The organism is Terriglobia bacterium (genome assembly GCA_032252755.1).
Classification (GTDB): Bacteria; Acidobacteriota; Terriglobia; order Terriglobales; family Acidobacteriaceae; genus JAVUPY01.
Window position 1 is genome coordinate 102,632 of record JAVUPY010000094.1, and the last position, 23,338, is coordinate 125,969.

Genomic DNA, 23,338 nt, shown 5'->3' on the forward strand with positions numbered 1-23,338 from the left:
TGGGGTGGGGGTTGTTCTGTGGATCTGATGCTAATTTCGTGCACCCGTCCGCCGCGTCTGCTGGAGACGAGCGGTATATCCATGAGCCACCAACTGTCGATCACGGCTTCCCTAACATCTTCTCCATCTCCGACTCATCAATTACCTTCACGCCCAGTTCTTTCGCCTTGTCCAGCTTCGACCCCGCCTCTTCCCCGGCCACAACGTAGTTCGTCTTTTTACTCACTGACCCGCTGACCTTCGCGCCCGCATCTTCCAACAGCTTCTTCGCCTCATCCCGCGAATACTTGGCCAGAGTCCCCGTCAAGACGAAGGTCATTCCCGCCAATTTTGTTCCACGCTCTTTTTTCGTGCCCTTCATCTGCAGCCCGGCTTTTCTCAGACGCTCGATCAACTGCAAATTCTTAGGCTCATCAAAGAACTCCCGTATCGCCGCCGAAACGCGCGGCCCAACCTCTTCCACTTGCTGCAACTCCGCGATGCTCTCTTCTTCCGGCTTCGTCGCCACCTCAATCAACGCGTCCATCGATCCAAAGTGTTCCGCCAGGAACTGCGCCGTCCGCTCGCCGACGAACCGGATCCCCAGGCCATAAATCACCCGTTCCAGCGGCAACTTCTTCGAGTTCTCGATCTCGTCCAACACATTCTGTGCCGACTTCTTCCCCATGCGCTCCAGCGTAAGCAGCTTGGCTTCGTCGAGGTCGTAGATATCCGCAACCGTTTTCACCAGTCCTTTATCCGCAAGTTGATTCACAAGCACATCGCCGAGCCCTTCGATATTCATCACGCCGCGTGACGCAAAGTGCAGGACACTCTCGCGCAGCTTTGCCGGACAGTTCGCGTTCACGCACCGGTGATCCGCCTCGCCTTCGGCGCGCACGACGTGTCCGCCGCATACCGGACACCGCTTCGGCATCTCGAATTCCTTGTGCCCACGCGGCTTCGACTCGTCGACCTTCACTACCTTCGGGATCACGTCCCCACCGCGCTCCACCATCACCCAGTCGCCGATCTTCACTCCCAGTCGATCAATCTCGTCCTGGTTATGCAGCGTCGCGCGCGTCACCGTCGTCCCGCCGATACTCACCGGCGCAAGCCACGCCACGGGTGTCAGCTTGCCCGTGCGCCCCACCTGCGGCACGATGTCATCCACCCGCGTTACCGCCGACCGCGCCGCGTATTTGTACGCAATCGCCCATCGCGGAGCCTTCCCCGTGAATCCCAACCGTCGCCACAAGTCCGTCCGATTGACCTTCACCACAATCCCGTCAATCTCGTACGGCAGATTGTCCCGTTGCGCCTCAAACTTAGTGATGAACTCCCATACTTCGTCCACCGATTTCAGCAGCCGACGATTCGGATTGACCTTGAAGCCGACCTTCGCCATCGCCTCCAGCGAATCCCATTGCCGATCGAAAATCACTTTTCCATCCGCGAGCAGAAAATACGCATAGAAATCCAGCCTCCGCTGTGCGGTGATATTCGGCTCCAGCACACGTACCGCGCCCGCCGCCGCGTTCCGAGGGTTGGCGAACTTTGACTGACCGGCACGCTCGCGATCCTCATTCATGCGCTCGAACGACTTGGTCGGCATGATCACTTCGCCGCGTACCTCGAACTCCGCCGGCAACCCCACCTTCTCCCGCGCCTTTGCTCCAATTGATAGCGGAACACTCCGCACCGTCCGCAGGTTCAGCGTAACGTCCTCTCCCGTCGATCCATCTCCCCGCGTCACCGCCTGCACAAACCGGGTTCCGCCGTCCCTTCCGTGCCCCACGTCTGCCGCTTTTAGCAGACGTGGGTCTTTTCCCGACGTTGGATCTTCCGTGTACCTCAGCGCCATCGATAACCCATCCAGCTTCAACTCGCACACGAACTCGACGTTCTTCGTCCCGCTCAACTCCTCGACGCGCCTGGCCCAATCCCGCAATTCCTCATCGTTGTAAGCGTTATCCAGCGAGAGCATCGGCGACGAATGCGGCACCTTGACGAAGCCCTCGCGCGGCTTGCCACCCACGCGTTGCGTCGGAGAGTCCAGCGTAACCAGCGCCGGATGCGCCGCCTCGAGCGCCTTCAACTCGTTCACCAGTCGATCGTATTCGGCGTCCGAAACCTCCGGATCGTCGAGCACGTAATACCGGTGCTCGTGATACCGAATCTCATCTCTCAACTTCTCTATCTGTGCGGAAACGTCCTTCGCGGGCATGGGGAAAAGGGTACAAGGTGCAAGGCGCTGCTACAAGTTGGGGTCGGGTTAAAAACCCATGCGATCTAGGCAAGGATAGCTTCAACTGCGGCGCGAACATGGATCTGGGTTGTATCAAGCAGGGGTATACCCGACGCGGAATCCGCTCTTAGAATTAGAGGCAATTCAGTACCCGCCAGAACCACCGCCTCAACGTCGTCACGCCGCTTCAGCGTGGCAATGATTTCCAGCAACCACTCCCTGGTCTCCGGTAAGAACGTTCCGCGCAAAAGTTCGCCAAGATACTTCTCGTGAATGTAAGCCCGCTCCTCGGGCGACGGCGGCACAAGCCCAATGCCGCTGCGTTCGAATACTTCCGGGTAGAATCGCCCGCCCATAGTGAATCCGGTACCGAGCAGTCCGACCTTCTTCAGCCCGCGCCGTTGAACCTCACTACACGTTGCTTCAACGATGCTGATGATGGGAAGCGACGAGTGCTGTCGCACACCATCGAAAACAATGTGCGGAGTATTCGCGGCCATTAGTCCGAAATCCGCACCCGCTGCCGCCAGTCTCCGGAAGCCCTCGGCCAGGTATTCGGTGAGCCGCTTCCAATCCTCGGTTTCAACCAGGCGAATCCCCTCATCGACGTCGAGGCTGTCAATGATGATGTGCGGATAGCCGGCGTTATGGGTCCGCTCGCGAAAGAGCGTGATGATCGAGCGATAGTAATCAACCGTCGATTCGGGCCCGAGCCCGCCGACGATGCCGAGGGTGTTCATCTGGATTCGTTACAGATTGTAGTGCGCCACACGAAGCGGGCCAAGACCACTCGGGACAAAGTGCGGCAGTGTTCAACCCTACTGCAACCCCAGCACTGATCCCGGCACGTGTATCGCCCGATACACGATGTGGTTCACCTGCATCTCCAGCACCGTCTGTGGATTCGCATCCATTGTGACTTCCCGGATGATCGCTTTGTTATCGCTTACGCGCCCCGCATCGAACCAGACGTCGCCATTGTCCAGCACTTGCATATTGCCCACGGCAGAACTGAAGAATTCGAGTTTGTCACGCCATAGTACCGTCGCGGTGCGGTTCGCCTCATCAATCTGGAAGATCGGCACAGTGCTGTAGCACGCCGGCTGTCCGCTGTCGCCGCATCTTGCGCCATTGCTGTCCATGATTCGGCTGTTACCGTTGTCGAACATACCAAGCTGGAACACGCCCGTTGTATTCGAGCTGAGGAAAATCGGCGCATGCTGACCGTAGAACCAATCTACTGGGCCGCCATTCGTCAGCGTGAAATCGCCCTGGTAGCCGAGTTTCCACAGGATCGCACCATTGCCGGCTCCGTTCTCATAATCAATCTTGATAAGCCACGATTGCGCGCGCGAGGAGAAAATCAGGTTTCCGTCATCCTTGGAGTAAATCACCGCGTTCCCGTGAATCCAGTCCGGAAGCTTGAAATAAGGATGCCGGCTCGTATCCAGATGATCGAAAGTGTCCCAAACCCAAACCGGCTTATGGTTCTCATCGAGGTCGATGAGCACCGAGCCCTCCAGTTGCTGGCCGCCCACGTCCTTCACGTCGCTCGAGAGCACAATCACATGGCCGTTCGGCAATCCGATCGCGTCGTGACTCATTTGCCCAAGCTTTATGTTGTAGCCTGCGGCCGTCAGCTCATCCTCTAACTGCTGGTTCGTCAATTGCCAGATCAGTTTTCCGGAAACGTCGATTTCCGAGACGGTATTGAACTGCGCACAGTCAGAGCATGGAGCAATGCCGGGGCCGGTTGCCGACTCAATAATGAGATCGCCATTCGGCAAGGGCTGGATCGGAATCGGGTGGTAAGAATTCGAATGGGTGTCAAAGTTGTACTTCCACACGACTTTGCCGTTCAGGTCCGTCGCGATCGCCGGCGTCGAACCCTCGGCCGACATCAGCACATACCCACTAGCAGGGGTCAAAGTGCTGGATCTGGTGGTCGTGATTTGAATATCTGGATTCGCGCAACCGATGCAAACCACCGCCAACAACGCGGCGAGCGCAAATGACACCATATTTAATTTCATGCTCGATCCACTCTGGTCCTAAAGTTCGAGGTAAATTGCGACAAGCAGGTTTTCTGAAAAGAACAAAAAAGTAAGCCCTTTGTCAGTTTCGCGATCCCCGGTCATTGTAACTGTGATCGCGTCCTCTTCTGTGTAAAAGCCGTGAAGATTGGCGGAGATGAAAATTTGCTAATTGTACTTCAGGCGAGCGTTCCGCATCCTTTCGGGCAGGCTCTGAAAGAGAAGAATAATGGGGGACAAGACTAACCACGCAGCGATGCTCGGTGCCCACATCATTGCAGCAATCAGTGGGTGTCGAATTGTCCTGCTCCCCAGAGGTTTGTGCCATGGCATCTTTGAAGAAAATCCTGCTCGACGTCGCACGGCTGAGAGGGAGGTGAATGATGGAAATGGATAGGTTTCAGGAGCGGGATTACAAATGTTGCGCCGGCGATTCATCCAACTAATCGCCATTGATACCAGCCCGAACGGAATGAAGACTTCGAGCAGTTCAAGATTCAAGCCGACTCTTACCGACAGCCCTAGCACAAGGAGTAGGCAAATTCCAGGGAGAAACTGGCCGGTGTGCCACCGAAATTCATTTCGCCCCCCCCGTTCCAGTTCTGCATCCGATGACAGTAGCACCAAAACGCGATTGAAGTAGTTCCAAGTCTCTTTCGTTGCGACGACCTTGTGATCCTTTAGGTCGTCATAGCAGCCCCACAGGTCAGCCGCAATCAATTCCACTGTTTCGTCGTTCGGAAAGCGCCGAAAAGAATCGAGGCGCTCGTCCAACTGGAACGCTGTGACCTCCTCTTTCATATACGAACGCAGAATGCTCGCAAGTTGCTCTCGTGCTTCTCTGTCCACCATGTCTCATTCTGTCCGGGTTCGCGAAGCTGACTTGGGCATTCTAACTTTTTTCAAACCGCAATGACATTCGCCCCTGCTCCCACTGTGCCAGTATTCCATGTGCGACGGAGGCGAACTCTGGATGCTCCGTGCTGTGGTTCTCGACGTCTCTCGTGGTGTCTGACAGTGCCTGACCAACGCGTTCAAGGATTTCGACCAACGCACGTCTTGTTCCGAGTGATCGCCCTTCTCCGAAGCGGATGAGGTCTTTCGCAGTCGGCCATTGATTCGTGCCGTTCAAGGTCAAAGCCATGCGATCTTGCGGCAAATAGACAGACGTAGTTACGAGGTCATAGACAGGAGCTAGATGAGCCTCTCCCATGACATCGTCGTAAACGATTCCGAAATTCTTCAAGTGTGCGTCACCATTGCGAATGGCACAGTTCAATGCAATGAGTGTGAAGAGTTGGAGGCTCTCCTCCAATACCTTGGGTGAAATGGCAAATTGCTGGAACCTCTTCATCACGTTTGTTTCGTAACTGCCGCGATATTTCTCGTCCGTTCGACGAGCATTGAGCACGCAGAAATCTTCGAAGCCGCAATACGTTCCGTCCGGGCGCAAGTCGAAGCGCTCCATGACCAGCGCACTTCCGTCTTCAGCAAGCCTGTGTGATGGCACGGTTAAGCCGCAACGCTCCGCGGCTTTCAGGCAGAAGAATTCATTAGCCGCGAGTTGCGGAAACTCCGCTGGATCCCAGAATTTCACGATATGTGTCGCGCCTCTGAAGGACGGCGATAACGTCCGCTTCATGTCTTGATTCACGGCGAATGTTCCCTCATCGCGAACCAGAAACTTCGGCTGCACACCGCTGATTCCGGAATACGTCGCAAACTTTTCGAGCAGATAGCGATAAAGCTCACCACCCCTGCGGCTCGAAAGAATCTCATCGACCGACTGGAAAGGAACCCCCTCATCGAGTTGGTCATCCATTCCGGTAAAGCGTACGCGCCCAAGCTGAGAGCGACCGACAATACTCAGCAAGTCGAGATCATCGAATGTGCCTGTGGCTTTCGCGAACGCCAACCGCAAGCGCTCGCGCAACGCGCCTTCCGGCAAGTTCATTTCAAAAATCGGAGCCACGCCCAGTGGTGTATTCCAGGACTCCAGACGAACAGGCATGGTCACAGAGACAGCACGCTCCGAGTCTGCGCCTGGTTCATAGACGAATGTACTTCCGCGCTGTCCGTTTCGATCCAGGACGCCTGCTGTGCGATTTTCCGTCCACACTCTAATCATTCTCAGAGTCCTCTTTCAGAAGATCGTCGAGTGTGGGCCTTTGAGGCGAAACAGCCTGGAGCTGAAATTCCAACCCAAGAACAGAGAGAATCCGGGCAAGCCGTGAATACCCAATCTCCGCTGCGCGCCCGTTCTCGAGTAGATCAATGGTCGGTCGGCTGACGCCCGCTCTGGTAGCAAGCTCGAGCTGGGTGAGCCTGCTCTCTTTGCGGCCAGAGGCGATGCGCTTACCAATCTCTTTCAGCCCAATCATACATAACATATTATTCAAACATACATTTATAAGTCAAGTTAAATAATATATTAGTCATTTTCCAATGCAGAATGTGGAAAAAATTCGGTTCAAGATATCGTCTGCGGTAGTCGCTCCCGTGATCTCGTCCAGAGGCCGCAACGTATTGTAGAGATCGAGAAGGATCATTTCATGCGGTGTTTTTGCGGATACCGCCTTGCTCGCCGCGTCTAGTCCCGCCAGCGCCTTCTGAACAAGGTCCTGCTGGCGAACGTTCGTCAAGAAACCAGATTCGATCTGCGTGCCATCGCCACCAATCTTCTGCAGGATCAGTTCGCGTAGCCTCGGAATGCCTTCACCAGAAGTTGCCGATGTGCAGACTGCTGCCAGCGCACTGATCTCGCCGGAGCCAGCGGTCGCGAGGTCAATCTTGTTTCCAACCGCAATTGCCGGGCGCTGTCCGAGATCGCGCAAAAGCTCGCGATCCGTCTCCTCCAACGGCTGGGAAGCATCCAGCACGACCAGCACGAGATCGGCATCGGCAAGCGCCTCCATCGACTTCCGGATCCCGATGCTCTCGGCTTCGTCCAGCGCCTGCCGAATCCCCGCAGTATCGATCAGCCGTACCGGAAGTCCGCCGATCGCGACTGTTTCAGTAACCAGGTCACGCGTTGTGCCCGGCGTCGCCGTGACAATGGCACGTTCGCGCTCAACCAGTCGGTTGAACAGGCTGGACTTTCCAACATTTGGCCTACCGACAATTGCCAGCGTGAGCCCTTCGTGTACAACCTTGCCGTAATCGAAGCTCGCGAGCAGTTGTTCCAGCGGCTCACGGACTATGGCGATGCGCGCGAGGATCTGCTCTCCCGGAATCACCGAGACGTCGTCTTCGGCAAAATCGATTCCCGCTTCCATCACCGCGATTAGCTCGATCAGCTTGTCCTTCGTCGGTTGCAGGCGGTGCGATACCGCTCCCTCCAACTGTTGCGCCGCGACCTTCGCCTGGTACAGCGTTTGCGACTCGATCAGGTCGCGAACCGCTTCCGCCTGCGTGAGATCGATTCGGCCGTTGAGGAATGCTCTCATCGTGAACTCGCCGGGTTCGGCCAATCGCGCGCCGCGCTTCAATGCGAGCTCGACGACGTGGCGCAAAACGACCGGCGCTCCGTGGCAGGAGATCTCGACGATATCGTCGGTCGTATAGGAATGCGGCTTGGCAAAATACGTCGCGACTATTTCGTCAACGCGATCTCCGGTTTCCGGTTCTATCAACTCCCCGAAGTGTGCCCGCCCAGCCTCAAGTTGCTTGCCGCCGGCGAGACGCACCAGTCCCGAAGCCATCGCCTTCGACTCGGATCCGGCGATGCGCACCACTCCAATCCCTCCCCGTCCCGGCGGAGTGGCGATCGCGACGATGGTGTCGTCCAGTTGCACGCAGCCATTGTAAAGCGCGCGTCGGCGAAGGCGCTTGCGCATCTATAATCATTGGTTCTGCGAACGCTTTGCGATCTACGATTCACGATCCACAAACTACTCTTATGCTTCGAATTACTCTTGGCGACTTCGAACTCACTCTGATAAACGATGGCGGCTATTACCTCGACGGCGGCGCGATGTTCGGCGTCGTGCCGAAGGTGCTGTGGGAGAAGAAGTTCGCGCCCGACGAGATGAATCGCCTCCACATGGAGCTCAACACGCTCGTAGTTCGGACCGGCGAGCGAACGGTGCTGATCGAGACCGGAATCGGCAACAAGCTCAGCGAGAAGCTGCAGCGAATCTACGGCAATCGCGCCCAGATGCTGACCCAACTCGAAGAGGCGAAGATCGCGCCCGACGAAGTCGATATCGTCATCAATACGCATCTTCATTTCGATCACTGCGGCTGGAACACGTACTACAAAGATGGACGCGCGGTCGCGACCTTTCCGAGGGCGAAGTACTACGTACAGCGCGGCGAGTGGGAACACGCGCAGGAGCAGCACGAACGCGATCGCGTCAGCTATATCAGCGACAACTACAATCCACTGATCGAGTCCGGCCAGATGGAGTTGATCTCCGGCGATCGCGAGATCTGTCCGGGAATCTCTGTCCGCGTGCTTCCCGGACACACGCACCATCACCAGTCAGTCATCCTGCGCAGCGGTGGCAAGAGTGCATGCTACATCGGCGATCTGATTCCAACCGCATCGCATCTTCCTCCGACTTGGGTAATGGGATACGACCTTGATCCGATCGGGTGCATCGACAACCGCCACAAGTTCTACGACGAAGCGGTTCCGCAGCAGTGGCTCTGCATCTTCACCCACGAGCCGCGAACGCCGATGATCTATGTCACGCAGGACGAGAAGGGCGCATTCGTGGCGAATCCAACCCAGGGCTCGTAGAGCGATTCAGTTATCGTCCAAAGTCCACGCAATCCGCGGTCAGGCTCGGACCATCGCTTCGCACATCCGCGTGATTTCCTGCTTCTGCGCGTCGGTGAGGTCGAGGAACTCGAGACCGTAGCGATGTCCGTCGCTGTTGCGGACCACAGCGTGAAGGCGCAGCGGAAGGCGCGACTGCGGGAGTGTGAACTCGACTTCGAGGGGGTCGTCCTTGCGGAAGTCGAGGGGGACGAACATTGCCATTCCGCCTTCGCTCACGTCCTGTCCGCGTGCCAACGCCGACTGGTTCAGTCCGTTGCGGCGATAGATGACTTTCAATCGAAGGTCGAGTTTGTAGCGCGGAGTTCTGCGCTGATGCTCACCGGGAGTTTCCACCAGCATATCTTCGGCAATTCCGCCGAAATCCCGCGTGACGGAGATCACTTAAGTGCGTGCTGAAGGAAAGAGCCAATTCACCACAGAGACACAGAGGCACAAAGGTTTGAAATCCAAAGCCCAAAATATAGGCTTTTATGATTCACCTTCTCTGTGGCGCTGTGCCTCGGTGGTTAGAGGACTTTGGACACTACCACCGGCTCCGGTGCTGCACTTGCGAGGCGCTCTTCGAAGAAGCGCTCGACTTCGCTCAGGATGGTGTGCTCGTCCCTGGCGTCGTAGATGACCTTGCGCAGGTGGCTTCCGTTCTGGACGCCGTGGGTGAACCAGGAGGCGAACTGCTTCATCTTTCCTGGAGCGTCCTTGTAGCCTTCCTGGATCAGCATGGAGAAGTAGCGGCGGATCATGGCATAGCGGTCGGCCTCGGTTGGGACATCGTAGGTTCCGGTCGCGGTGTACTGCTCGATCTGGCGGAAGATCCAGGGATTCGAGGCTGCCATTCGGCCGATCATTACGGCATTGCAACCGGTGTGCGCGACCATCGCCGCGGCGTCCTCGGGTGAGCGGACGTCGCCGTTACCGACGACGGGGATCGAGACAGCCTGCCTGAGGTCGCGAATCCAGTCCCAGTTGGCGTTTCCGCTGTAACCTTGCTCGCGGGTGCGCGCGTGCATGGCGATGGCGTTCAGTCCGCAGCGCTCGGCGAGTTTCGCGAGTTCGATGTAGACGAGTTCCTTGTCGTTCCATCCGGCGCGGAACTTCACCGTGAAGGGAATCGTCACCGCGGCGCGAACGGTTTCGAAGATTTTTCCAATGAGCGGGAGATCTCGGAGCAGCCCGGAGCCCCCGTTGCACTTCACGACCTTCTTGGCGGGACAGCCGAGGTTGAGGTCAACCAGGTCGAAGCCGAGGTCCTGGATCATCGCGGCGGCGTCGCGCAGGGTGTCGGGGTTGGAGCCGAACAGTTGCGCGGCGATGGGGTGCTCGTCCTCGTAGAAGTGGAGGTAACGTTTGGCCTTCTTGTCCTTCGAGCGCAGGACGCCGTCGGCGGAGGTGAACTCGGTCATCATGAGTCCGCAGCCACCCATCTCGCGGATGAAGCGGCGGAAGACGGTGTCGGTGACTCCGGCCATTGGGGCGAGCACGGTAGCGGGACGGATGGTCAGGCCGCCAACGGTGTAGCCGGCGGGGACGCGCGCGCCTTCCGGCGCGGTACGTTCCATCGGATTGTCCCAGTGCTTATGACCCATAACTCATCGTGCGATCGAGCCATCGTGTCATCGGACTGCAACGGCTGCAATGACTCAATCGGAGCAAATACCTCACGTGCAAACCGCTGATTCCAGGGATAATCCGGTGGAATATCCCCCACCCCCCATTTTGGCGAATATCTGTTTTCAAACACTTACGGAAATTTTCGTCGTAAAACTGTGAAAACAAAGGGCGAAATACCGATAAATAGGTGCCGGGTACCAGGTGCCGGGTGCCGGGCCGCGGTCACCGGGGAAGTAGCAGTCGCAAATCGAAAGTCGAAAGTTAGAGACCACGACAGAAACGCCTGCACCAGAGTCTCGACCTCGGTCGCGCACCTCCCGCCAGCGAAGGCTCCCAACTTCCTCCCTATTTTCAGAATAGCAAATTGGGGTGGGGTGGTGTGACATCGGGGGCGAGACTTTATTACGAACGGAATCAGGAATTTGCGGCGGAATCCAGATTTGCGGGGGCTTGACAAGAATTTTCTCAAAGCGAGAAAGGCGGGGGCCTAACGCGGATGATGCTGAGGACGCGGAGGTAAGCATCTCTACGGGCGCGAACTCGACGGAAGAACCTATGATGATGCGCCATCGCTGAGCCCCAACCCGATCCCGATTGATTCGAAGCGATTGCACCTGATCGATGCCGCGGAAGCAGAAGCCGCGAGTTTCGTCTCAGTTTCGGCCCTTGCGGGAGATTAGGGCAAGCGAGAATCCTCCTCAGAAAAATGAGGCGAGCTTTCGCTCGCCGTGCCAAGCGATCACCTCCGGAACAGAGTTCGTGGGGACCCGGACTGAGGGCGGCTGGGCCTGCATCGAGGGGCACGTGCTCGGTTGCAGAAAAAGTCCTACCTGGCAAAATGCGCAATCGGGGCACGATGGGGGAGCGATCCAGAGTCGCTGATTATGAAATAGTAAATACGAACCCAGTCATAACGTAAATCTAATATTCAGAGTGACAGCGGTTTTGCAGCCCCGGTTCTCGTCTTCTACTAACATTTGTAAACATCTGTAAACGTAAGCACTTAGGTTGTACACCTTACGTCGCGAAAGCGGGCCGAACGGGCACGTATTGGCGCGCCTCTTCGGTGGCGGTCCTACGACTTTTCGGATACCACTCCAGAGTTGCACGATAGTGTTACTCTTAAGTAACTAGTTTTCAAGAAGTTGTCGACGAGTTCTTTGGCCAACTTCGTGCCATTCTTCACCCCAAGAATTGGCAGTGTGGGGATCAAGACCGGGCAGCCACACTCCCTTCTCTCCGTTCGCGTCGGCTGTCCGCGCAGCTCTCGTTGCGATCACATCACGGCCTGAAACCTGGAGGAAAGGAATGACCTCTAGACACTCCCTCGTGTTTAGGCGCTTTTCACTCTTTGCGTGCCTGCTTGTTACCGTTTTCCTGCTCGTTCCAAGTTCTTTGTTCGGACAGGCGACGATCCAGGCGGGCTCAATCTCAGGAACCATTACAGATCCTTCCGGCGCGGTAGTACCGAGCGCCACAGTCACCATCACGAACGTTGATACGGGCCAGAAGAAGACGCTGACCACGACATCTTCGGGCGCGTATAACTCAGGTCCGCTGTCTCCAGGCAACTACAAGGTGCGCGCGGAGAAGTCGGGTTTCGCGACGTCGGAGCTGAACACGGTCGTTTCCATCGGAAACATTGCCTCCGGAAATCTGAAAATGGGGGTTGCCGGATCGAACCAGACGGTGGAAGTACAAGCCGGCGTGGCGCAGGTGAACACGGAACAGGCTACGGTGCAGGGAGTGCTCACGAGCCGGCAGATCGAAAACCTGCCGATGAATGGACGCAACTTCCTGGCATCCGCGCAGCTTGAACCGGGGGTGCAGATACAGGACGCCAGCAACTTCGACCCCACGAAAACCGGTTACTTGGGCGTTTCGGTAGGTGGACGACAGGGGCGCACGACACGCATCGAGGTCGACGGACTCGATATCAGCGATGAGACGGTGGGCAGCACGACTTATAACCCGCCGGCGGAATCGGTACAGGAATTCCAGATCAGCCAGTCGTCGCTGGACTTTTCGACGGAGCTGACATCTTCGGGCGCGGTGAATATCGCGACGAAGAGCGGTACCAATACTTATCACGGCGACGGTTTTTACCTGTTCCGCGATAAGCGAGCGGGAGTAGCGAATTTCCCCGGTGGGCAGGACAACTACTTCCAGCGCAACGACGTTGGCGGATCGCTGGGCGGCGCGATCATCAGGGATCGGCTGTTCTTCTTTGTTGCCGGCGAGCGCGTATTGCAGCACCTGTTCGCGCCCGTGACGTATACCGCGCCTTTCGATACCCTGGATGGCGGCTATCAGGCGCCGTTCCGGGAAAAACAGGTGACGGGACGTCTGGACTACAACCTGTTCGGATCGGCAAAATTGTTCTACAAGTTCACTTATGACAACGCAACGGCGATCGGCAGCAACCTGCCGAACTACCAGCCTTACGCGAACCTGGACAATGTTCCATCACATGCCATTGGATTGGACTTCACGACCGGGAGCTGGACGCACTCGATCCGTTTCGGGTACCTGAAATTCCAGAACCATATCAATGATGCGTCGGCGGCAGTGGGTGCTCCGCTGTCGGAGTGGCAGTGCGACTGCCGCATCGCCTTCACCAGCCCGGGTGTGCGCTGGGGCATTAACGACCTTGCGCCGCAGGCGACGTTCCAGCGGAACGAACAGATCAAGTATGACGGCAGCAAGAGCTGGGGTTCGCACATCATCCGTTACGGAGTCAGCTTCAACTCGATTCTGGGCGGCGGATTCGCGTCGTTCATAGGTCTGGGTCCGATCGTCGAAGGTCTGGGTGGCGATCCCGGGGCAGCTGCGGGACCGTTCCCGGGGGGCGAAGGGAATCCGTTGAACTATCCGACGGCGGTGATAGTCATGGGCAACGGCCAGGGCTTCAACACGGAGCGGCCGGCGTTCGGGTATCCCGCAGGTGGTCAATACGATCATCGCCTGTCGCTGTACATCGGCGACACATGGAAGATCAAACCGAACTTCACGTTGACAGCGGGTCTTCGCTACAACCGTGACACTGGGCGGACGGACTCTGACCTGGCGGCGATTCCGTGCTCGGCGATCAACGCGGCGAACTTCGATCCGCAACCGCCGTGCAGCGGAAACCTGATGGACAACTTCGGCAATGGCAAGTACGGCGGGCGTGTAAACCAGCCCAACGCCAACTTTGGTCCAACGATCGGTATTGCATGGGACCCGACGCATACTGGCAAGATGGTGATTCGTGCGGGTGGTGGTTTGTATTGGGAAAACGCTGTCTTCAACAACGTTCTGTTCGATCGGCCCTACCGGTTACCGACCGGACTGTTCTTCAACGAATCCAATAACGGTGCCAACATTTGCCCCAAGGGTGTGGTCTCGTTCCCGGGTGGACAGTCTGTAACAACGACGCCGACCGGAAAGGACATTGCCACGCAGATCTGCGGTCAGCCGATTGGCAACGTGGCGGCGGACGTTGCGGCGCTGCAAGCGCAATATCAGCAGGCGGTTGCAGCGGCCGGGGTTACGACCAACCCGAGCTATGTCGGCGAAAATCTGTCAGCTTCGGGCATGTTCGCACCGAACTACGTCAGCCCGCGTTCGTGGCAGATGAACGTTGGAATGCAGCGGCAGTTGTGGAATAGCGCGGTGCTGTCGGTGGACTACATCCGCAACGTCAGCTTGCACTACCTGGTAAATGTGGACACCAATCACGTGGGTGATTCGCGGTACCTGAATAAGACAGCGGCCCAGAACGCGATTGCGGCGACGCTATCTGACTGTGGCGTGTCATCCATACAGCAAGGGTTAGCCGGCTGTCCCGGTGGGTCCAACCCAGACACTGCCATAACCACGCCCCTCACAATAGATGACTTTGCCAACAGGGGTCTCGATTCTGGCGTCACCTACCTGGGCGGGTACCCCGCTGAGGCCTACGGACTTTCGCCGGATCAGGGAGCTGCATTCGCAGGCATCAACGACTACTACGGGTCGAATGGCATGTTCTTCCCGATTGGTCGCTCGGTGTACAACGCGTTGCAGGTTTCGTTCCGGCAGCAGTCGATGAAACTGGGCTTCCTGCCGAACACTTCGATCCAGGTCTCGTACTCGCTGTCGCGGTTCGACAGCCTCGGGGCCGATCAGGATTTCCTGCCGACCGCGACGGATCAGCGTAACCCGCTGCGTTTCTTCGGCCCGACTTCCTTTGATCGTACCCACCAGTTCACCTTCGGGACTGTGTTCAATCTGCCGCACGGTCCGCTCTTGAGCTTCATTGGGCACTTCAATTCGCCGTTGCCAGGAACGATCGTAATGGCCGACCAGTCCCGTCCCGGTGAAATCTTCCACACGGATTGGACAGGTGACGGAACGACGGGTGACGTCCTGCCCGGCCAGAACCTCGGTTCGTTCATGCGAGGAGTGAGTCCGAGTGGAGTCTCAGGCATGATCTCGGCCTACAACCAGAGTCACGTCAACGCCATTACTCCGGCAGGCCAGGCCCTGATCGACGCCGGATTGATGACGCAAGCGCAACTCGTAGCACTGGGAGCGACGATGGATACCTACGATCCCACCGCCGCCCAGGGAATCGTGGGCAACGACTGGTTGAAGATTCTCGACGTGAAGTTCGCATGGCCAATCAAGGTCGGCGAGCACTTCGTGATCGAGCCCAGCGTGTCTGCGTTCAACGTACTGAACTTCGCCAATTTTGCGATCTCTTCATCCACTGCGGTGGATACCTCGCTGCAACCCGGCGGAGCGTTTGGCACGAACTACGCGGGCCAGGCGAACCGCGCGGGTTTGGGTAGCGGTATGTTCCAACTCGGCGCGCCACGGCAACTCGAGTGGGGATTGCGGCTCCAGTTCTAGATTGCCCGCAAGGGCAGTCCTCGGCGCCGGCTTCGGCCGGCGCCTTTTTTCTGTCGCAATGAAGTCCACATCCGCTGGCTGCAGCAGAGGTGGGGCGCGGAAGCGTTGTATCAAGGGAAAAAGCCTCACGCCCAGGAGCGAGAGGCTCTTCTTTTGATCTTTACGTCTACAAAGACCAGGCCGAACCGCGGGCCCAATTAGAACTTCAACACGACACCGGCGGAATAACGGAAATTCTTGAAGTTGGTGCCTTCGAACCGTGTGCCGAGATAGTCGAACTGGCCGATACGGATGGCGAAGTTGCTGGACGCATTCACGTCAAGTCCGCCGCCAAAAGCATAGGAGAAGCCATTGCTAGTGGCGCTTCCGAAGCCGGTTTCAGTGAAACTGGCGTGTCCGCCACCAAACAGGGCATGCACGAACGGGGTCGCCCTATCCATGGGGACGCGAAGCGTCGGACCAAACATGTAGGTGTAAACCTTGGTGTCGACGCCAGAGATGGACTTGTAGGCGCCGGAGAAGTCGGCGGTAATGCCGAAGTTGTTATTGAAATAGCCGCTCACGGCAGCGTTCCAGCCGTTGAAGCTCTGACGGCCAATGCCGGAGCCCAGGTCGTCAATGTTGGTGTACTGATAACCGCCGAACACTTCGGCCTTGTTGGTGTTGTCCTGGGCGACTGCGAACAGGCAGGATGCCAGAATGACCATGACCACTACAGTAATCTTGCGCAACTTAATTGCCTCCAAATATGAAGCAAAGATTCGGCAACACGAATGTGCCGTCAATGAAATCATGCGTCCAGTAAGGGTTTCCGTCAAAGCACGGACGGGTACTCACCTTGGTGCTCGGGAATATTACGGAGTAATAAACCCTCGATTTTTCTTCGACTTGAAAAGTACCTAGGTACATAGGTACACTAAATGTGAGGAAGGACATGATCGAAATCGAGCGGGTACAGACGGGGGTTCGGCTGGAAAAGCGGCTGCTCAAGGTGCTGAAGGCGCTGGCGGAGCTGAAGGATCTTACGCTGGGCGACCTGCTGGAGGGCATCGTGTTGCACGCCTTTGAAGGGAAGGCACCGTTCTCGAGACCAACGCTGGGGCAGATTGCGGAGCTGAAGCGGATTTACGGACTCGAGTTGCGCGCGAGCGACAGCCATCACCTGAAGGAGAGCAATACCCACCATTCGAAGGAGACGGCGGAATGAAAGGTGCAGGCGGGTTTGCGTTAGGACTGTTTGTCGGTGTGGCCGCGATCGTGGTGCCGAGGGTGGCGGGGATCGACGTTGTGGCTCACTTTCACCAGCACTTCGCCAGGCGGTCGGAGGATCCGATTGAACATACGGAGGCGAAGTTCGAGTTCGTCGCAAACGGTCCGATGGAAAAGGTTGCGCCGCTGATGGGCGCAGACCGCGAGCGGGTGTGGGCGCCGGGATGGAATCCACATTTTGTTTTTCCCAACCCGACGGCCGACCAAGAGGGGATGGTCTTTACCGTCGCGCACGGACCGTATCGGGTGCCATGGGTGAACACGGAGTTCGATCTCAAAGCCGGGCGGGTGCAATACGTTTACGTGATTCCCGACACCCTGGTCACGGTGATCACGATCCGTTTGACGCCCGAGGGAGAGAAGACGAACGTTGCGGTGGAGTACGACCGGACGGCACTGAGCGCAGGCGCCAATAAGCATGTCCGGCAACTGGCGGAACACGATCGCGGCTGGGGACCGGAATGGCAAGAGCAGATCAATGCGTGGCTGGTGCGAGAAGGTTCCAGGTAAACCGAATGTTCAGAACCGGTAAGGCATTCGCCGCGAATATTCGCGCCGCGAGGTGAGTAGTGATACCCTGTCCAGTTTCCCAAGTCCTCTCAAGCCAAGGATGCCTCCATGATCGCGTTTCGACGTGTGTCTCACGTTGTGGCCGGGATGCTTCTGTTGTTGTTCGTGCTCGCCGGCATGACCTCCGCGCAAGATCGGCCGACTCCGCCGCCGTTCGACGTAAAGGCGCACTACACGAAATATGAGTTCCGCATTCCCATGCGCGACGGCAAAAGGCTGTTTACTTCCGTTTATGTGCCGAAGGATACCTCGCACCCGTATCCGTTCCTGATGACACGTACGCCGTACACGGTCGGTCCTTACGGCGAGGACAACTACCGGACGCGTCTCGGCCCGTCGGAGTCGTTCGACCGCGCCGGATACATCTTCGTGTTTCAAGACGTTCGCGGGCGCTACATGTCGGAAGGTACGTTCATGGAGATGCGGCCACACATCGACCATCCGCAAACGAACCAGGATGTGGATGAGAGCACCGACACGTATGACACGGTCGAGTGGCTGCTGAAGAACATTCCGAACAACAACGGCAAGGTCGGGATCTGGGGGATTTCGTATCCGGGATTCTTCACCTCGGCGAGCATTATCGACTCACACCCGGCGATCAAGGCGGCCTCGCCCGAGGCTCCCATGACCGACCTGTTCTTCACCGACGACGGATACCACGGCGGAGCATTCCAGGTCGCGGCAAATTTCGGCTTCTACAGCGGGTTCAAGCCGCGCGATTCTGTAGCGTGCAGCACGCGGCCTTGCACCGGTACCGGTGGTGAGCCGCAACTTCCGCCGAAAGCAGGTGCGTTTCAGCCCTACGAGTACGGCACCAACGATGGCTACGCTTTCTTCCTGAAGTATCTGCCGACCTCGAAATTGAAACCGCTGATCAACAACTGGCTCTTCAACGACCAGATGGACCACAACACCTACGACGCCTACTGGCAGGCGCGCGACCTCTCGCGGCACATGCACGGCGTCAAGTGCGCGGTGCTGGTCGTCGGCGGATGGTTCGACGCCGAAGACCTCAGCGGGCCATTCAAGACCTTCCACGCGATCGAGCAGCAAAGCCCGAATGCCTGGAGCGGGCTGGTCGTCGGGCCATGGGTACATGGCGGTTGGGCGTACATCCAGGGAGCGAGCCTTGGGCGCGTGCAATTCGATTCCGCGACCGGCGAATTCTGGCGCGAGCACATCGTGTTCCCGTTCTTCGAGCAGTATTTGAAGGGCAACGTCGATGCCAAGCTGCCTAAAGCGTACATGTTCGAGACCGGGACCAACGTCTGGCGCAAGTACGACGAATGGCCGCCGAAAAACGCTGCGAAGAAGACACTGTACCTGCACGCGAACGGCAAATTGTCGTTCGATCGGCCCACGGAGAAGCAGTCGTTCGACGAGTACGTGAGCGATCCGCTGCGTCCGGTGCCGTTCATTCCTTATACCGACCTGGGGCGGACGGAACAGGAATACATGGTGGCTGACCAGCGCACGTACGCGCGGCGTCCGGACGTGCTGGTGTACGAGAGCGATCCGCTGGAAGAAGACGTGACCTTTGCGGGGCCGGTTTCGCCGCACCTGTTCGTATCCACCAGCGGAACCGATTCGGACTACGTGGTGAAGCTGATCGACGTTTTTCCGACGGACTACCCGGAGCCGGGGCAGCCAGCAGCCGGGCAGCATCCGCAGGAAAGGCAGCACCTCACCGACGTTCCAGTGCCCACGGAGAAAATGGGCGGCTACGAAATGCTGGTGCGAGGCGAACCGATGCGTGCCAAGTTCCGCAACAGCTGGGAGCATCCGGAGCCGATGAAACCGGGCAAGGTTGAGGCCGTGAACTTCGACATGCCCGACATCAATCACACGTTCCGGCGCGGGCACCGCATCATGATCCAGGTGCAAAGCTCGTGGTTCCCGCTGGCCGACGTCAATCCGCAGACCTTCACCGATATCCCCAACGCCAAGTTGTCGGATTTCAAGAAGGCCACGGAACGCGTGTATCACGACCAGGCAAGTCCATCCGGGGTGGTGGTGGGGGTTCTCGAGAAGTGACGGGCGGAAGCGGTGGGCTGCGCCACCGGTCGACAGCCCATCTAAAACGATTCCTGCGGCTGGCTCGGATCCTTTCTTATGGTTCGGAGCCAGCCGCAGTTCTGCCTTCGGCGCCTATCTTTAATTATTCAGTTGTCAATGAGCAACATTAGCCCGGACTTTGCCGGAACGGGAGTTCACACTCCGAAGGTTGTCAACACAGCAGAACCCGCAAACCTGCGAGCTGTAACGGGTACCGGTCATCCCGACCTGTATCCATGCGAAAATCCGACAGAACCGGCATTCCGACACGGCCGTTAGGCTTGTTCGTCCTTGCGAAACCGACATCACCGACATTCCGACATGCCGGTTACGCGGTGAATCCCGCCACTCCAGCCTCGGCGGAAATGGGTGGCGATCGCGCTGATGTCGCATACCTCGGTGGGAACATTAGGCCGGCTCCGTTGCGGTTTCCGATTGCGCAGGATCCGACAAACCGACATCACCGACATTCCGGCATGCACCGTCGGCCGATGGGGCGAGATTGCGGCATGCCTCGCAGCGGTCGGGTGCGGGCTCGAGGACCTCAAAAGATCGCGCCAGGCGGTGCAGCTGTTCCACAGTTGGAGGCAGGAGCATGAGGCCGCGCCCGATGCTGCTCAGGCGATGCGAACGCATCCCGAGCTGCTTCAAAGTGTGACCGATTTTTTCCGGCGACATAGGAGTTGAATCGGCTTGTTGCCGAAGCGACTCCGCGATTTGGGACAGGTACAGGCGATCGTGGCCTTCAGGCGATAAGTGCCGAGCGTTCCTGCTCAAGCGGAATAACTAAAAGGACCTTCACGAGAGTGGATTGGGCGAGTCCAACGGACTGCGATTCATTATCCTCATTAGCCTCCGAATCGCCGACCACTGCCCATTATGACTTGCCCAGGTGCGGTGAGGATGAGTTGCAAGACAGGTCGCTGGCGGCGAACTGCCTTGCAACTTTGACCCTCCTTCAACCATCACTTGTGCCAGCCCGTGGTAATGTCGCGGTGTTTGTTGCCGCAGGAAAGTATCAACGGGGTACAGTTGCGCAATTTATTGTTAACGAGGACTGGCAGGCTCAGTTGCCGCTAAATACTGCACCATGTGGCACGGCCGCTCCTGTTCCGCCATGCGGCCAGCGTTCTCTGGCAAATCGAATGCCAGCTTCGGCACCAGACTGGGCGTCATGAAAGTGGGAATCTATGGTGAGTTCGCCTTTGTCGCCAATGTTGATGATCACCACCTGGTTCTGCAGGTTTTCAAAGCCAGTAAGCACGACGCGCTTACCGGTGGAGTCTACAGAAAGCCAATGCGGATAGTCCTGAGGACCCAGATCCACCCTCCCGACCTCCACTGGCTTTGCCGGATCGCAGACGTCGAGCGCTACCACCGCATGAGACTCCTTGCCTTCCTGTGGTCCCATGGAATGACCGGCATCGCCGCCCCCTCCCAGGTTGATCAGCGGCATTTGCGGTTTGCCGTGGCTTAATGTCTCGATCCAAAAATGTCCGGCGACCGCAGGAACCCCGCAAGCTGTGCCGACGCCGGCGTCATAGACCAGTTCAACTGATGGGTTATCGCTTCCGAGCCCCACGATGCGATAGAGGCCGCAGTTTTCCGCTTCGACCAGCACCGTTTTGCCATCCTGCAAGACACGTGGTTCCGCTGCGCTCGTTCCGTCGACTCTACCCGGTCCTATCGGCAGCCGGATGGTCTTGATGCGCTTCAGGTCCGATAATCGCCACACCTGCAATACGTGACTTGTACCGGCGCCATACATGTCGGTGCTCGACGTCACCACCCGGTCGAGCGCAGGGACCACCGCCAGGCTGTAAGGACGGATAAAACTGTCAACCGCCGGATCAGCAGCGTCACTGTAACGCACTAGCTTGCCGTTGCCGTCTAATTCGACCAGCGCTCCCGGCATTTTATTCATAAATCCTTTCATCTGGTAGGTTGCCAGTACGTGACCGTTCGCGAGATGAGCAAATGAGTGGGGATGTGAATAAGGTCCGGCATTGCCGAAAATTCCTAACAGCTTAGGCGCAAGCGGATTGTGCAGATCGAAGCGGAACGTCAGGCCGGACGAATAATCATTGGCAAATAGAATTCCTCCCGCCGGCATTTCGTAATCGGTGTGGTGCGCAAGGTTCACCGGAACGCCGGTCGAGACGCTGCTAAGCACCTTGCCATATGTTGGGGAAGAAGGCGAAGCATCCACGACCGCGAGAAAATCCGGCTGGCTTGTGTCTGCGGACCTCGCCCAGACGTACAAGTATCGGCTTGGTTGCGGAACGGTTTGCGCGAGAGCGGCCACGAGCGACACAAACAACAGGGTTATCAGAAGTCCTTTACGAGCGAACATGATTGCCTTTCTCACCATAGCGGATGGCTCACGCAATCGGCTAAGAACCAATTTGTACGGACGGAAAGTGTAACATTACGATTACTCTCTCCACTGGATCGCACCCACTCGAGGTCCGGGGTTGGCACGTTTTGGCTCATCGCGGCGTTCTCTTTTGGAGTAGAATCCGTCCACTCTTTCCGGGAGTGGGGATTGGGGCTTTCCGCTGGAACTCGACTGGGTCCTTATGAAATCGTGTCGCCTCTCGGGGCCGGCGGCATGGGAGAAGTGTATTGCGCACGCGATACACGTCTGGACCGAACTGTAGCGGTCAAGGTGCTGCCGTCCAATCTCTCGGACAATCCCGATCTGAAGCAGCGGTTCGAGCGCGAAGCGAAGGTGATCTCGTCGCTGAATCATCCGCATGTCTGCACACTGTTCGATGTTGGCGAGCACGAAGGCATCGTTTATCTGGTGATGGAGCATCTGGAAGGCGAAACACTGGCCGACCGGCTCATACGGGGGCCGCTGAAGATCAACGAAGCGCTCGAACTCGCCTCCGACATAGCCGAAGCGCTCGATAAGGCCCACCACGCCGGGATCATACATCGCGACCTGAAGCCGGCGAACATCATGCTGACGAGGTCCGGCGCCAAGCTGATGGATTTTGGGCTGGCGAAGCCCGCACTCGCCCTCGCCACCGGTGCCACAGGTGCGATCAGTCCAAGCACTCCAACGATGAGTTTGCAGGCCCTGTCAGCGCCGGCATCGCCGCTGACGCAAAAGGGAGCCATTGTCGGCACCTTCCAGTACATGGCACCGGAGGTCTTGCAGGGCGCAGAAGCGGATGCACGCAGCGACATCTTCAGCTTCGGGTGTGTGCTGTACGAGATGGTCACGGGACGACGGGCGTTCGAGGGAAAGTCACAACTTTCGGTCGCGACGGCGATCCTGGAAAAAGAAATCGAGCCGATCACTTCTGAAAATCCGAATGTTCCGCCCGTGCTGGCGCAAATCATTTCTACTTGCCTGGCCAAGAACCCCGATGAGCGTTTTGCCTGCTCGCATGACGTAAACCTGCAACTCAGGTCTGTTCCCATACGCGCGACGAACAATATCGGAAGCGTGAATCGCACCAGAGAAATGCTACTACTCGCCGCCTTGACCATCTTGGTCTTCGCAGCCGGATGGCTGGGCTACGAACGATGGCGGGACGCGCATAAGGCGGTCCAGGTGGTGCAATCCGAACTGGACATTTACGCGGCAGACGTTGTGGATCGCGCGTCAGGCGGTCAAGTGTCCGAACAGTTTGCGCTTTCCCCGGACGGCAGGGACTTGGCGTATGTGGCTCGCAAGCCAGGCGCCAGCGGAACCCAGCTCTGGATCCGACATCTCAATTCCGGCGCGAGCACTGCGTTGCCCGGAACCGAGGAGGCACGCAGTCCGTTCTGGTCTCCGGATAGCCGCGCCATTGGCTTTTTTTCGTTCGGCAGGTTGAAGACGATTGTGCTCAGCACACAAACCGTAACCGATCTCTGCCAAGCGCGTTTTTATTGGGGCACATGGGGAAGCCGCGGCAC

Annotated in this window: 17 protein-coding genes; 6 read left to right on the plus strand and 11 right to left on the minus strand. The window is 57.6% G+C overall.

All coding sequences use genetic code 11. The annotated features are described in order from the left end of the window. Nucleotides 1–100 precede the first annotated feature (100 nt). The 6 genes from ligA to mnmE form a co-directional block, all read right to left on the minus strand. Nucleotides 101–2,206: an NAD-dependent DNA ligase LigA gene (ligA, locus tag ROO76_23755; protein ID MDT8071183.1), complete on the minus strand. Its 2,106-nt coding sequence runs from the start codon at nt 2,204–2,206 to the stop codon at nt 101–103. A gap of 65 nt (nt 2,207–2,271) precedes the next feature. Beyond that, the gene (locus ROO76_23760; protein ID MDT8071184.1) at nt 2,272–2,967 is read right to left on the minus strand and encodes an amino acid racemase; all 696 of its coding nucleotides are present in this window, start codon (nt 2,965–2,967) and stop codon (nt 2,272–2,274) included. A 78-nt stretch (nt 2,968–3,045) separates the two neighbouring features. After that, a complete protein-coding gene (locus tag ROO76_23765) occupies nt 3,046–4,260 on the minus strand; it encodes an aryl-sulfate sulfotransferase (protein MDT8071185.1) in 1,215 nt (404 codons plus the stop codon). 168 nt (nt 4,261–4,428) lie between these two features. Beyond that, the gene (locus ROO76_23770) at nt 4,429–5,034 is read right to left on the minus strand and encodes a hypothetical protein (GenBank protein MDT8071186.1); all 606 of its coding nucleotides are present in this window, start codon (nt 5,032–5,034) and stop codon (nt 4,429–4,431) included. 118 nt (nt 5,035–5,152) lie between these two features. Further along, nucleotides 5,153–6,388, minus strand: coding sequence for a type II toxin-antitoxin system HipA family toxin (locus ROO76_23775; protein ID MDT8071187.1), 1,236 nt, complete (start codon nt 6,386–6,388; stop codon nt 5,153–5,155). A 307-nt stretch (nt 6,389–6,695) separates the two neighbouring features. Beyond that, on the minus strand, nt 6,696–8,096 hold the full coding sequence (gene mnmE, locus ROO76_23780) for a tRNA uridine-5-carboxymethylaminomethyl(34) synthesis GTPase MnmE (GenBank protein ID MDT8071188.1): 1,401 nt from the start codon (nt 8,094–8,096) through the stop codon (nt 6,696–6,698). Between the two features lie 62 nt (nt 8,097–8,158). Between mnmE and ROO76_23785 the strand changes: the two genes are divergently transcribed. Continuing rightward, nucleotides 8,159–9,004, plus strand: coding sequence for an MBL fold metallo-hydrolase (locus ROO76_23785; GenBank protein ID MDT8071189.1), 846 nt, complete (start codon nt 8,159–8,161; stop codon nt 9,002–9,004). Nucleotides 9,005–9,043: 39 nt separating this feature from the next. Here ROO76_23785 and ROO76_23790 read toward each other — a convergent pair whose 3' ends face one another. Both ROO76_23790 and dusB read right to left on the minus strand, forming a co-directional pair. Beyond that, the gene (locus ROO76_23790) at nt 9,044–9,427 is read right to left on the minus strand and encodes a PilZ domain-containing protein (GenBank protein MDT8071190.1); all 384 of its coding nucleotides are present in this window, start codon (nt 9,425–9,427) and stop codon (nt 9,044–9,046) included. Between the two features lie 125 nt (nt 9,428–9,552). Next, nucleotides 9,553–10,629: a tRNA dihydrouridine synthase DusB gene (gene dusB, locus ROO76_23795; GenBank protein ID MDT8071191.1), complete on the minus strand. Its 1,077-nt coding sequence runs from the start codon at nt 10,627–10,629 to the stop codon at nt 9,553–9,555. A 1,333-nt stretch (nt 10,630–11,962) separates the two neighbouring features. Here dusB and ROO76_23800 point away from each other — a divergent pair. Further along, complete coding sequence (locus ROO76_23800) at nt 11,963–15,529, plus strand: TonB-dependent receptor (protein ID MDT8071192.1); 3,567 nt, start codon at nt 11,963–11,965, stop codon at nt 15,527–15,529. Between the two features lie 197 nt (nt 15,530–15,726). Here ROO76_23800 and ROO76_23805 read toward each other — a convergent pair whose 3' ends face one another. After that, a complete protein-coding gene (locus ROO76_23805) occupies nt 15,727–16,260 on the minus strand; it encodes an outer membrane beta-barrel protein (protein ID MDT8071193.1) in 534 nt (177 codons plus the stop codon). A 203-nt stretch (nt 16,261–16,463) separates the two neighbouring features. On the opposite strand from ROO76_23805, the gene ROO76_23810 reads away from it, so the two are divergent. From ROO76_23810 to ROO76_23820, 3 genes are all read left to right on the plus strand, one after another. Then, complete coding sequence (locus tag ROO76_23810) at nt 16,464–16,736, plus strand: hypothetical protein (GenBank protein ID MDT8071194.1); 273 nt, start codon at nt 16,464–16,466, stop codon at nt 16,734–16,736. Beyond that, the gene (locus ROO76_23815; GenBank protein ID MDT8071195.1) at nt 16,733–17,308 is read left to right on the plus strand and encodes a hypothetical protein; all 576 of its coding nucleotides are present in this window, start codon (nt 16,733–16,735) and stop codon (nt 17,306–17,308) included. Before ROO76_23810 ends, ROO76_23815 begins: the two co-directional genes overlap by 4 nt. 108 nt (nt 17,309–17,416) lie before the next feature. Further along, complete coding sequence (locus tag ROO76_23820; protein ID MDT8071196.1) at nt 17,417–19,405, plus strand: CocE/NonD family hydrolase; 1,989 nt, start codon at nt 17,417–17,419, stop codon at nt 19,403–19,405. A gap of 429 nt (nt 19,406–19,834) precedes the next feature. Here ROO76_23820 and ROO76_23825 read toward each other — a convergent pair whose 3' ends face one another. Both ROO76_23825 and ROO76_23830 read right to left on the minus strand, forming a co-directional pair. After that, nucleotides 19,835–20,062, minus strand: a complete 228-nt coding sequence (locus tag ROO76_23825; protein MDT8071197.1) for a hypothetical protein — start codon at nt 20,060–20,062, stop codon at nt 19,835–19,837. Between the two features lie 430 nt (nt 20,063–20,492). After that, the gene (locus tag ROO76_23830; GenBank protein MDT8071198.1) at nt 20,493–21,779 is read right to left on the minus strand and encodes a hypothetical protein; all 1,287 of its coding nucleotides are present in this window, start codon (nt 21,777–21,779) and stop codon (nt 20,493–20,495) included. A 192-nt stretch (nt 21,780–21,971) separates the two neighbouring features. Here ROO76_23830 and ROO76_23835 point away from each other — a divergent pair. Further along, a partial coding sequence (locus tag ROO76_23835; GenBank protein MDT8071199.1) for a protein kinase occupies nt 21,972–23,338 on the plus strand: 1,367 nt, incomplete at its 3' end.

Bases quoted from the DNA above. Each gene is read 5' to 3' on its own strand.
- dusB (MDT8071191.1), bottom strand. From the start codon at position 10,629: ATGGGTCATAAGCACTGGGACAATCCGATGGAACGTACCGCGCCGGAA.
- ROO76_23820 (MDT8071196.1), top strand. From the start codon at position 17,417: ATGATCGCGTTTCGACGTGTGTCTCACGTTGTGGCCGGGATGCTTCTG.
- ROO76_23825 (MDT8071197.1), bottom strand. From the start codon at position 20,062: ATGCGTTCGCATCGCCTGAGCAGCATCGGGCGCGGCCTCATGCTCCTG.
- ROO76_23830 (MDT8071198.1), bottom strand. From the start codon at position 21,779: ATGTTCGCTCGTAAAGGACTTCTGATAACCCTGTTGTTTGTGTCGCTC.
- ROO76_23815 (MDT8071195.1), top strand. From the start codon at position 16,733: ATGAAAGGTGCAGGCGGGTTTGCGTTAGGACTGTTTGTCGGTGTGGCC.
- ROO76_23785 (MDT8071189.1), top strand. From the start codon at position 8,159: ATGCTTCGAATTACTCTTGGCGACTTCGAACTCACTCTGATAAACGAT.
- ROO76_23765 (MDT8071185.1), bottom strand. From the start codon at position 4,260: ATGAAATTAAATATGGTGTCATTTGCGCTCGCCGCGTTGTTGGCGGTG.
- ROO76_23800 (MDT8071192.1), top strand. From the start codon at position 11,963: ATGACCTCTAGACACTCCCTCGTGTTTAGGCGCTTTTCACTCTTTGCG.
- ROO76_23760 (MDT8071184.1), bottom strand. From the start codon at position 2,967: ATGAACACCCTCGGCATCGTCGGCGGGCTCGGGCCCGAATCGACGGTT.
- mnmE (MDT8071188.1), bottom strand. From the start codon at position 8,096: ATGCGCAAGCGCCTTCGCCGACGCGCGCTTTACAATGGCTGCGTGCAA.
- ROO76_23810 (MDT8071194.1), top strand. From the start codon at position 16,464: ATGATCGAAATCGAGCGGGTACAGACGGGGGTTCGGCTGGAAAAGCGG.
- ROO76_23775 (MDT8071187.1), bottom strand. From the start codon at position 6,388: ATGATTAGAGTGTGGACGGAAAATCGCACAGCAGGCGTCCTGGATCGA.
- ligA (MDT8071183.1), bottom strand. From the start codon at position 2,206: ATGCCCGCGAAGGACGTTTCCGCACAGATAGAGAAGTTGAGAGATGAG.